Here is a 10,061-nt window from a genome sequence, read left to right as displayed (position 1 = left end):
CTCCGCAAGCAAAGCCCAAAAGACGAGCTCGCTATTTGGTGGCCGCTCGCCTGTGGGCTTTGCCACCTCGGGGGTGGGTCATTTTTGGATGATCACACCGGGTCACTTTTGAATGCACATTGACACTTGACGGGAAGACCCCCGATCAGGCCGACTTCAATCAGCCAGTACCCGAGGCGGTAGCGGCGTAACAGAGGCGGAAATCCACTTGGAAAACGTCCGGAACCTGTTCATATCAACCGAACCACTTCTCCATGCAGTGTCTGGACATGGCCACCCTTGGCTGGGTCGACTGGTTCAACAAACGCCGCCTGCTTGGGCCCATCGGAAACATCCCGCCAGCCGAGGCCGAACAGAACTTCTATGCACAGCGCGACGTGTTCGATATGGTCGCGTAAAATGAAGCAAAAGGTCTGCGGTGAAACCGGGGCGACTCAGAACCAGCTCTGACACAGCAGCATTGGCGCCATCATGACGCAAAGAACATAACACTGGGTGGGTCAGATCTCGGCGACAATGCCGGGTCAATTCTCAGGGGCGATCAACAAGTCAAAGGCTAAGGCCGTTGGTATGACAAGGTTCATCGTTCAATTCGGCCCGCCGAGGGTGGTCATCACCGACAAGCTGCGCAGCTATACAAAACCAATCTCGCGCCTGGCACCCGGTGCGGATCACCGGGCGCACAAGGGTCTCAACAACCGGATCGAGGGCAGTCACAGGCCGACGCGACGACGAGAGAAAATCATGGGGCGGTTCAAGTCCCCCAGACGGCACAGCGCTTCCTTGCCGCGCATGACCAGATCAACACGATCTTCAAACCCCGCCGCTATCGCCTCACCGCCACATCCTGTCGCCATGCCCGGGCAGACGCATTCAGCCTATGGGCAGAATACGCACTCGTGATGAAACCATGACCCACCAAACGTCGAACATTTCAGCCCCAGCCAAACAACTTGGTAATGCCGCATCTCAGCATCGACAAAATAGCTTGGCAATGCCCCTCACTCTTATGGTCGTGCCCGCCGTCTTCGGGTGGTTCTGGATCATCCGGAGATTCCGCGATTTTCAAATTTCCCCAACCTTCACGACGCGACCAGTGGCGTCATGAACACCCCGGACAGGGGTCGCCGAACGAAGTACTATCTCGGCTGTGATGGACACAGGCGCGCCGTCGCGTTGCAATGTTCCCCTAAAGATAGTCCCCGATATATCCACCGCCGACAGGGCAATCTGTGCTGTTCCAGAGCGCAGGGTTCCTTCGGTAATGATGAACTCGGTGATTGCCGAGTGCATATTCGGCGCATCGCCAAATCGTGCGCCATTCAAGCTGCCCAGCCCGAGGATTGCGCCGTTTCTGATACCAAAGCATTTTGCCACCTCTTCGACGGTGCGGCTGATGTCCATGTTCGGGCGGATCGTCATCATCACCGCATCGGGTGTTTCAATCCTGCACCCAACCGGGCAGGCGCGAAACAGATCAAAGCAGGTCTCTGGATCAGCAAGCCGCTCGAAGCGGCCACCGCGAAGCCCGACACCGTTCAGGACTATGGGCTCGGCGACGATGCAATCGGGGGCCAGCATATGCCCAAGGGCCTCCCCGCCGAGAAATTTCCACAAGCCGTGGCAATGGGTGAAATCCCCTTGGCCCAGGCGCCCCACCGACAGGCCGCCGACGGCAACGTGCACCTTGCCGGGCGGGCGATAGGTTTCGCTGTACCAGGCGACGCGACGGTCGTCAGGCGACGCCGCGGGCATGACATAGGCGAACGGTTCGGCGACCAGATCCGCGATATCCACCCAAGCGGCATCACAACCTGCATCTGCCACCGCGGTGCAAATTGCCGCCTCGACGTGATCGCCGGGACGCAATTCAATCGCCAGATCTTGCGCCATCACAGGCACTGCGGCAACACGTTCTTGTGCGATTTCGCCAGGGTGCCGCATCGGTGGGTTCACAGGCCCGTGTTCGCTCATGGTGTGTTAGGGCCTTTCAGCAATCCTTGTGCGTTCAGTGTTTCACGGATCAACTTCTTGGTGACCTTGCCATAGGCCGATTTTGGCATTTCCTCGATCAGGATCACCTGTTTGGGTAACTTGTATCCTGAAATCTTTGGCTTCAGCCATGCCAGCAAAGCATCGGGCGTGACCTGTGCACCTGCGTGCAATACACAGACCGCAATACCCGCTTCGCCCCATACCCGATCAGGCACACCCAGAACCGCCGCCTCACTTACCGCGTCGTGCATCAGGATTTTTTCCTCGATTTCGCGCGGGTAAATGTTCGAGCCGCCGGAGATATACATGTCCGATTGGCGCCCGGTGATAAACAGATAGCCCTCCTTGTCCAGATATCCCAGGTCACCGGTCCGAAACCAGCCATCGCGAAAGCTTTTGGCGTTGGCCTCCGGGTTGTTGTAGTAGCCCGCGAACACGGCCGGGCCACATACGCAAATCTCACCCGTCTGGCCTGCGGGCATTTCACGGCCATCGTCGCCTTGAATCGATACCTCGATTCCCGTGCGCGGATATCCACAACTGCCGACACGCATGGCATCGTCATCCTCGGAATGCTCGGCGGCGGGCAGGATGGTGATGTTGCCCGTCACCTCGCCCAGGCCAAAATATTGAACGAGGACCTTGCCCAGCACCGAGAGCGCGAATTTCTGATCCGCGCGATACATCGGCGCACCGGCGTAAATCACATGGCGCAGCGTGCTCAGATCATGGTGGCGCACGCTGTCATGTTCGACCAGCAATTTTACAATTGTCGGCACGGTGAACATATTGCTGATACGTTCCTCTTGAACCATCTTCCAGGCGATCGCCGGATCGAACCGGCCCGGCGGGAACAGGATCGTTGCCGCACCCGCCGCCACCTGTGTCATCTGGTGCACGCCCGCGCCGTGGCTGAGCGGGGCAAGACACAATGACCGATCGGCAGGGCCAGTGCCGGGCATCAGGTCGTTCAGGTGATTGACCAGAACAAACGCCATTTGCCCATGTGTCAGCACGGATGCCTTGGGCCGTCCCGTTGTGCCGGAGGTAAAGAAGAACCAGCAGGGATCGTCGCGATCCACTGCCACATCTGGAACCTGCATGCCCAGGTGATCATTGATCAACGTATCAATATCACCGTCACCATCGCCGCCGATTGTAAGGACAAAGCGACGCATATCGGTTTCGCAAGCGGCTGCGTGATCGGGGAATTCAACCCCGCAGATCATTCCGATCGCACCCGAGCTTGCGCCGAGCCATGCCACCTCCTCCGGGGTTTGACGAAAGTTTGCGGGCACATAGACAGCGCCCAGCCGGAAACAGGCCAGCATGGTTTCAAACATCTGGTTGCAATTCTGCGATTGCACCAGGATCCGGTCGCCCTTTTCAACGGCATACACGTCGCGCAATCCCGCCGCGAGCGCCGACACCCGCCCATCGAGTTCCGCCCAAGTCCAACGGTTTTCGCCGCAAACCAGCGCAAGCTGATCGCCAAGACGGCGCGCATTGCGCGTCAGATGTTGCGCAAGGTTCGCCACACGTGTGCTTGATGGTGCAAGGCCGCCCTTCGGGTCCGGCCGACAGGACGTCCAATCGTTCATCTTACGCGTTCCAGCACCGACATATAGTTGGCGACGGCGGCACCACCCATATTGAAAACACCCGCAAATGTGGGGCTTTTGGCTTGTATGCCTTCAGGCGCTTCGTCCGCCAGTTGCATCGCTGCCATGATATGCATCGAGACGCCGGTGGCTCCAATCGGGTGGCCCTTGGATTTCAGCCCGCCCGACAGGTTCACCGGCAGGCGGCCATCGCGCGTGGTCACACCCTCGCGGATGACATTGGCCCCCTTGCCGGGTTCGGCCAGACCCATTGCCTCATATTCCAGCAGTTCCGCCACGGTGAAACAATCATGCGTTTCGACCAGATCCATATCGTCAAGCGTCAGCCCCGCTGCGTCCAGCGATGCAGCCCAGGCCCGGCGCGCCCCGTCAAAGCGGGTCATGTCACGGCGCGACATCGCCAGCACATCATTGGTATGGGTCCGGCTGCGAAAAGCAATCGCATGTTTGAGATCGGCGGCCACATCCTCTGACGCCACGATCATCGCTGCGGCACCGTCTGACACGAGCGAACAATCAGTGCGCCGCAGCGGCGGGGCAACGTAGGGATTGCGATCCGATACGGTATTGCACTGCTCAAAGCTGAAGGACTTTTGCATATGCGCAAATGGATTGTGCAGGCCGTTCGCGTGGTTTTTGGCGGCAATCATCGCCAATGCGTCCGAGCAATCGCCATATTTCTGGAAATACTGTTGTGCAATCAGGCCGAACAGCCCTGCAAACCCGCCGGCCACATCGGCCTCTTCCGCGCGATAGCAGGCCCCCAGAAGGATATCGCCCACCTCGACCGTAGGCAGCGCGGTCATCTTTTCCGCGCCCACGACCAGCGCGATCTTGCCACGTCCGCTTTCGATGAAATCCAGCGCGCAATAAAGCGCGGCAGACCCCGTCGCGCAGGCGTTTTCCATCCGCACCGCCGGGGTCATCCCGAGTTCCGGCATTGCCATACCTGCCAGCGCGCCCTGAAAATCCTGCTTTGAAAAGCCGTTGTTCATCACGCCGATAAAAATTCCGTCGATATCCGGCGGCGAAACGCCCGCGTGTTCCAGCGCGGGCGCGATGACCTCGGCCATCAAATGTTCGGTGTCAGGGGCGTTGGATTTGCCGAACTTGCTGTGTGCCCAGCCAACAATTTGTGCCTTGCTCATTGTAGTATTCCTTTCATGAAGGGCCTATTGCGTCGCTGAAACGGCGGCGCTTTGGCCTGCGGATCGACCCGGCGGTGATGGTTTCCGTGCATTCGGCAAGGCAAATGCCTTGGCCAGACGTGTTTCCACTCTGACCGCCTCGCGCAGCAATGCCGCGCCCAGTTCGAGCTGCCTTTCCGCACCCATGCGGCTGTCGATAGCCGCAATCGAGATCGCCCCGAGCACCCGCCCGCCGGGTTGGCGCAGAGCAACCCCCACAGCCCAGGAGTTTTTCAACACAAGACCTGGATTCAGCGAAAAGCCGCGTTCATGGGCCTGGGCGATCAGTGGCTCCAATTGCGCAGGCTCGCACGCCGGAAAATCCCGGGCCAATAGCGCCCTGTTTCGCGCCAGCACGTCAAAGCGTTCGTCTTCCGGTAGCGCCGCCAGCATTGCCAGTGATCCGGCACCAACGCCCAACGGATGACGATAGCCAACCTCCAAAGCATTGGTGCGAATTGGAAAAGCACCTTCTTCCTTGTGGATACACACGGAAAACGCGTCGCGCCGCACCGACAAAAAAACCGTGTCACCACTTAGGGCCGCCAGATCTGTCAGGCTGTCCAATGCCATATCCAGAAGGTTGAACCGTTGCGCGGCCAAAACCCCGAGCAGATATGCCTCCTCGCCAAGTGAATAGCGGCGACTTTCCGCATCCTGCTCGATCATCCGCGCACGCATCAACGCCAGCAGCAATCGACGTGCCGTCGGACGGTTCAGTCCGGATTCTTCGACGATCGTAACCAGCCCTATCCCCTCGACGGTATGGCGACCGATCAGCGACAGCAGCGCCAAAGCCCGATCCACGCTTTGCGCACCAGAACTATCGCTTGAAGATTTCCGGATCGCCATCCTCACCCCACATCCACAATATGGATCATAAGAGCCCTTCAGGCGGGCTATTTATGCGTCCCAAGTGTTGCTCGGGTGAGTGTTTAGCAAAAAACACCACTTTTCAAGGCGATTTACGAAGAGAACTCGATTTTTTGCTCAGAAAGCTCTTGTAACACTGACCAAAATATGGACCCTTGCGGCAGAGCTTCGGAGGAAGGTTCGCTAAATCGAGGAGGAGATACCGTGTCCAAAATGACTTTCATTCTAGCTGGGGCCATTACCGTGGCTGCAGCCCTGTCAGGTGCTGCGCAGGCTGAAACGCTGCGCTTGTCGCACAACACCGGCGACACCACGTCCTGGCAACTGGGCTCCGAAAAATTCGCGGAACTGCTTGACGCCGCCACGAATGGTGACATGAGCGTGCGAGTTTTCCCGAATGCCCAGCTATCTGGTGGCGATCAGATGAAGCAAGCCGAAATGGTTGGCCGGGGTGCGCTTGACTTTGTGGTGACTTCGGCGATCAACGTCACGCCGATGGTGCCGGAAATGGCCGTATTTTCGTTGCCTTATCTTTACTCCAGCTACGATGAGGTGGATGCAACCACCAACGGCGCACCAGGCGACAAAATGAAAGGGATCATGGCCGAGCACGGAATCATCGTGCTGGCATGGGGGGAAAACGGTTTTCGCGAGGTGACCAACAATGTGCACCCGATCAAATCACCCGAGGATTTGAAGGGCCTTAAAATGCGCGTGGCTGGTCCGATGTATATTGACGTGATGTCAGCCCTTGGTGCCAACCCGCAACAGATGCAGTGGACAGAAACCTTCAGCGCCTTGCAGCAAGGGGTTGTCGACGGACAGGAAAATCCGATCGGGGCGGTGATCGTGCCGCAGCGCGTCTACGAGGTGCAGAAATATATCACCCCCTGGCACTATTCCTACGATCCCATTTTTCTTGGCGTAAGCCAAAAGAAATGGGACAGCTGGGATGCGGATACGCAGGCCAAAGTGCAAGCTGCGGCAACCGAAGCAATGGCCTATCAAAAGAAAATCACCCGCGAAAGTACGGCAACCGGTCTCGACAAACTGATGGCTGAAGGCATGGAGGTCTACGAACCTACCGACGCGCAACTGCAAGCCTTTCGCGATGCAACTCAAGAGCCATTTGACAAATGGGCTGCCAAAGTCGGGCCCGAACTGGTCGAATTGTTCCAGTCCGCAATCGACCAAAGCAAGTAACCCGCGATCCGGCAACCGTGACACACCCGCCCCTTTGCGCCGGGTGTGTCATTCAGAAAGCCATTTAACAGGTGCCGCTACCGGCCAGGTTGGGATGCTATGCACATATCCTCGTTTTTCAAGCATCTTGACCGGCTCGAAGAGTATATTTGCAGCGTCATCTTTATTGTTATGACGCTTGTCGGTTTTGCAAATGTGCTGGTGCGCTATCTGACAAAATTTTCTTTTGCGTCCACACAGGAAATCTTGTTGAATGGCTTTTTGTTGCTCACTGTCTTTGGGGCGGCTATTGCTGCGCGTCGTGGTCAACATCTGGCGGTGACCCTGTTCGCGGATTTTCTGCCTGCGCCGGGTCGCGTGGCCGTTCAATGGATCGCCACGGCACTTGGCGTTTTTCTACTTTTTCTGTCGGCCTATTACTGTGTTGAACTGATCGCGAACCAGCGTGCCAGCGGCATCACTTCGGCAGGGCTTCAGGTGCCGTCATGGTATTACTCGCTTGGCCTGCCACCGGGCTTTGCCTTGATTGCGTTTCGATTGGTTCAGAACACCTTGCAGACAAGGCAGGATATGCCCGATGTCTGATCTCGACAGCGGAACACAGATGCTGATTTTGTTCGGCGTGCTTCTGGCCATGCGGGTGCCGGTTGCCTTTTCTCTGGGGCTGTCGTCACTTTATGCGATGTGGCGGATCGGGTTTGGGCTTGATCTGGTTGGTGATCTGCTGGCCAGTGGCGTCACCAAGTTTTCGCTTCTGGCGATCCCTTTCTTCATACTTGCGGGCATTCTTATGGGCACTGCAGGCATGGCTGACAGGATGATCCGTTTCTTCCGCGTCCTGATCGGCAATCTGCCAGGTGGCATGGGGCTTGTCGGCGTGGTGGTCAGTCTGTTTTGGGGAGCGGTTTCGGGTTCTGGCCCGGCCTCGGTCGCGGCGATTGGCCCAATGATCATCCGCGGCATGGAGGAAGACGGCTATCCCCGTCCCTTTGCCGCTGCGATGGTCTGCACGGGGGCTGCATTGTCCATCGTGATCCCACCTTCGATCGGGTTGGTCATCTACGGCGTGATCGCCGAAGTTTCGATCGGCGATCTGTTTATCGCTGCAATCCTGCCGGGTGCGATCATGGGCGCGCTCATGCTCGTGGCCTTGCCACTGGTCAGTCGTCAGCGCTCTGCGGCAAAGGCGTCGAACCTTGCCCAGCTTGCGCCGATGCCATACGGAGATCACCCGTTTCCAGTCAGGCTTTGGCTCAGCTTTCGTGAAGCGGTTTGGGGGCTGTTGACCCCTGTGGTGATCCTCGGGGGAATTTACGCGGGAATATTCACACCCACCGAAGCGGCCATCGTTGCCGTCGTCTATGCGCTTTTCGTTGGGTTCTTCGTCTATCGCAGCCTTAGCGTTGCAACCCTCTTTACGGCCCTTAATGACGCCGCCGCCTCATCTGCCGTTGTTATGCTGGTGGTCACCTTTGCCAGCCTGTTTGGCTGGGTTGTGACGGTCGATGACGTAGTTGGCCGCTATTCCGAGGGGCTTTTGACGCTGTCATCATCACCTTGGACCATTTTGCTGGTGATGACGGTGATCCTGCTGATTGCTGGCATGTTCATGGACGCCGTGACGATCATGTTCATCTCATTGCCGATCTTTTTGCCAGTGGTGCGCGAACTAGGCTGGGATCCGGTCTGGTTCGGGGTGTTTTTGATGATCAACCTTGCCATCGGCCTGTTTACCCCGCCGGTTGGCATCAATCTTTTTGTGGCGGCCAATATCGCCAAACTGTCGCTCGAGCGCATCGCGCTTGCCGCCGTGCCGTTCCTGATCACCAGCGTGATCGGACTGGCGATTGTCGCCTTCTGGTCCGATCTGACCACTTACCTGCTCATCTGGATGAAATAAGCGCGGAGTTTTCCATGACTGATCCAATCACGAAAATCGCCCTTGTCACCGGTGCCGCACGTGGCATCGGGCTTGCCACAACCCATGTGTTGATCGAGCAGGGCTGGCAGGTCGCGATGATCGACCGCGATGGCGACGAACTGACCACGGCTGCCGGGAAGCTCAATCAGGCAAGTCCCTTTATCTGTGATGTGTCTTACCCCGATCAGGTCGATGAAATGATCAGTTCGGTTCGCGATACGTTTGGCCGCATTGACGCATTGGTCAACAACGCGGGCGTGGCGGATTTCTGCCCGCTTGAACAAACCACTTTTGCCCAGTGGCGCCGCGTGATGGAGACCAATCTGGATGGCGTTTTCCTGACATCTCAGGCCAGTATACCCGCGCTGAGGGAAACCCGCGGGGCGATTGTCAATATTGCCTCTATCAGCGGCTTGCGGGCCTCTACGTTGCGGGTGGCGTATGGCACGTCCAAGGCGGCCGTGATCCATCTGACCAAACAGCAAGCGGCGGAACTCGGCGAACATGGCATCCGCGCCAATTGCGTCTGCCCCGGCCCCGTGCGCACCAAGCTGGCGATGGCTGTGCACACGCCCGAGATCATCGCCGCCTATCACGACGCAATCCCGCTCAATCGCTACGGCTCCGAGCGCGAACTGGCTGAAGTCATCGCCTTTCTTTGCTCTGAAAGGGCAAGCTATGTCACCGGTCAGGTGATCGCAGCCGATGGAGGGTTTGACAGCACAGGCGTCGGCCTTCCCGCCCTGCGCGAGGGGTAACGAGGTTGTGTCTCGAATCTGGTGGAAATTCTGCGGCGGCGTTCTCCGGACGGGTTGATTTGGGCCCGATCAGGCGGCGAGGCATTGCATTTGTGGACAGCCCCTTTTTTGCAAGCGGTTTCTTTGTGATTTTGATCTTTTTGCGGTGCGGTCATTTGTCCGGCCTGTTTTCGCGGCGTAAATGCCGCTGGCCCTGATGAAGTCCGCGAACCGGGTCCCTATCAAGTTGCCGGGCTATGACGTCCTGGAAATGCCTCGGGGTGTTCTGGTTGCGTCGGCAAAGATCATCATCACTGCGATTGCCCTTGCAATGCATCTGGAGCGGTATTCAGACGCCCCGAATCTCAGACGGGTTCGTAAATTTCCTTTTTCGACATGATGGCGTAGACAATTCGGGCAGTTTTGTTGGTCCTGTCGCGAAGGTGGTGGAAATTTGAAGGTGGCGTAATCTCCCGGTGAACGGAACCCACCCAACCGGCGGCTGGCACCGCCAGAGGAGATC

The 10,061-nt window shown here is 57.8% G+C and carries 8 protein-coding genes and 2 pseudogenes; 6 read left to right on the top strand and 4 right to left on the bottom strand.

From position 1 onward, the window contains the following. Positions 1–251: 251 nt before the first annotated feature. Positions 252–398: pseudogene (locus ABIE58_RS19530) on the top strand (IS3 family transposase); the annotation flags it as partial. Positions 399–570: 172 nt separating this feature from the next. Further along, positions 571–914, top strand: a pseudogene (locus tag ABIE58_RS19525) (DDE-type integrase/transposase/recombinase); the annotation flags it as partial. Positions 915–1,065: 151 nt separating this feature from the next. Here the strand turns inward: ABIE58_RS19525 and ABIE58_RS19520 are convergent. The 4 genes from ABIE58_RS19520 to ABIE58_RS19505 form a co-directional block, all read right to left on the bottom strand. Beyond that, positions 1,066–1,893 carry a hypothetical protein gene (locus tag ABIE58_RS19520; RefSeq protein ID WP_354546302.1) on the bottom strand — a complete coding sequence of 276 codons (828 nt, stop codon included), beginning with the start codon at positions 1,891–1,893 and terminating at the stop codon, positions 1,066–1,068. A gap of 77 nt (positions 1,894–1,970) precedes the next feature. Next, a complete protein-coding gene (locus ABIE58_RS19515; protein ID WP_354546301.1) occupies positions 1,971–3,596 on the bottom strand; it encodes an acyl-CoA synthetase in 1,626 nt (541 codons plus the stop codon). Further along, a complete protein-coding gene (locus ABIE58_RS19510; RefSeq protein ID WP_354546300.1) occupies positions 3,593–4,765 on the bottom strand; it encodes an acetyl-CoA acetyltransferase in 1,173 nt (390 codons plus the stop codon). The genes ABIE58_RS19515 and ABIE58_RS19510 overlap by 4 nt, the downstream gene beginning before the upstream one ends. Positions 4,766–4,789: 24 nt before the next feature. Then, positions 4,790–5,656 (bottom strand): IclR family transcriptional regulator, encoded by an 867-nt coding sequence (locus tag ABIE58_RS19505; protein WP_354546299.1) that lies wholly within the window; start codon positions 5,654–5,656, stop codon positions 4,790–4,792. A gap of 234 nt (positions 5,657–5,890) precedes the next feature. On the opposite strand from ABIE58_RS19505, the gene ABIE58_RS19500 reads away from it, so the two are divergent. The 4 genes from ABIE58_RS19500 to ABIE58_RS19485 all read left to right on the top strand — a co-directional run bounded on the left by ABIE58_RS19500 (position 5,891) and on the right by ABIE58_RS19485 (position 9,559). Beyond that, entirely contained in the window at positions 5,891–6,880 is a 990-nt protein-coding gene (locus tag ABIE58_RS19500) for a DctP family TRAP transporter solute-binding subunit (RefSeq protein WP_354546303.1), read from the top strand. A gap of 99 nt (positions 6,881–6,979) precedes the next feature. Beyond that, positions 6,980–7,465, top strand: coding sequence for a TRAP transporter small permease (locus ABIE58_RS19495; RefSeq protein ID WP_354546298.1), 486 nt, complete (start codon positions 6,980–6,982; stop codon positions 7,463–7,465). Next, positions 7,458–8,780: a TRAP transporter large permease gene (locus tag ABIE58_RS19490; RefSeq protein WP_354546297.1), complete on the top strand. Its 1,323-nt coding sequence runs from the start codon at positions 7,458–7,460 to the stop codon at positions 8,778–8,780. Before ABIE58_RS19495 ends, ABIE58_RS19490 begins: the two co-directional genes overlap by 8 nt. Before the next feature lie 14 nt (positions 8,781–8,794). Next, on the top strand, positions 8,795–9,559 hold the full coding sequence (locus tag ABIE58_RS19485; protein ID WP_354546296.1) for an SDR family NAD(P)-dependent oxidoreductase: 765 nt from the start codon (positions 8,795–8,797) through the stop codon (positions 9,557–9,559). The last annotated feature ends 502 nt before the right edge of the window (positions 9,560–10,061 follow it).

Origin of the sequence: Roseovarius sp. MBR-78 (assembly GCF_040547535.1) — a bacterium.
Lineage (GTDB): Bacteria > Pseudomonadota > Alphaproteobacteria > Rhodobacterales > Rhodobacteraceae > Roseovarius.
This window is presented reverse-complemented; position numbering and strand designations above follow the sequence as displayed.

What these genes read in the sequence shown, in the direction of transcription:
- ABIE58_RS19495 (WP_354546298.1), top strand. Translation starts at nt 6,980, where the DNA reads ATGCACATATCCTCGTTTTTCAAGCATCTTGACCGGCTCGAAGAGTAT.
- ABIE58_RS19505 (WP_354546299.1), bottom strand. Translation starts at nt 5,656, where the DNA reads ATGGCGATCCGGAAATCTTCAAGCGATAGTTCTGGTGCGCAAAGCGTG.
- ABIE58_RS19510 (WP_354546300.1), bottom strand. Translation starts at nt 4,765, where the DNA reads ATGAGCAAGGCACAAATTGTTGGCTGGGCACACAGCAAGTTCGGCAAA.
- ABIE58_RS19485 (WP_354546296.1), top strand. Translation starts at nt 8,795, where the DNA reads ATGACTGATCCAATCACGAAAATCGCCCTTGTCACCGGTGCCGCACGT.
- ABIE58_RS19515 (WP_354546301.1), bottom strand. Translation starts at nt 3,596, where the DNA reads ATGAACGATTGGACGTCCTGTCGGCCGGACCCGAAGGGCGGCCTTGCA.
- ABIE58_RS19520 (WP_354546302.1), bottom strand. Translation starts at nt 1,893, where the DNA reads ATGGCGCAAGATCTGGCGATTGAATTGCGTCCCGGCGATCACGTCGAG.
- ABIE58_RS19500 (WP_354546303.1), top strand. Translation starts at nt 5,891, where the DNA reads ATGACTTTCATTCTAGCTGGGGCCATTACCGTGGCTGCAGCCCTGTCA.
- ABIE58_RS19490 (WP_354546297.1), top strand. Translation starts at nt 7,458, where the DNA reads ATGTCTGATCTCGACAGCGGAACACAGATGCTGATTTTGTTCGGCGTG.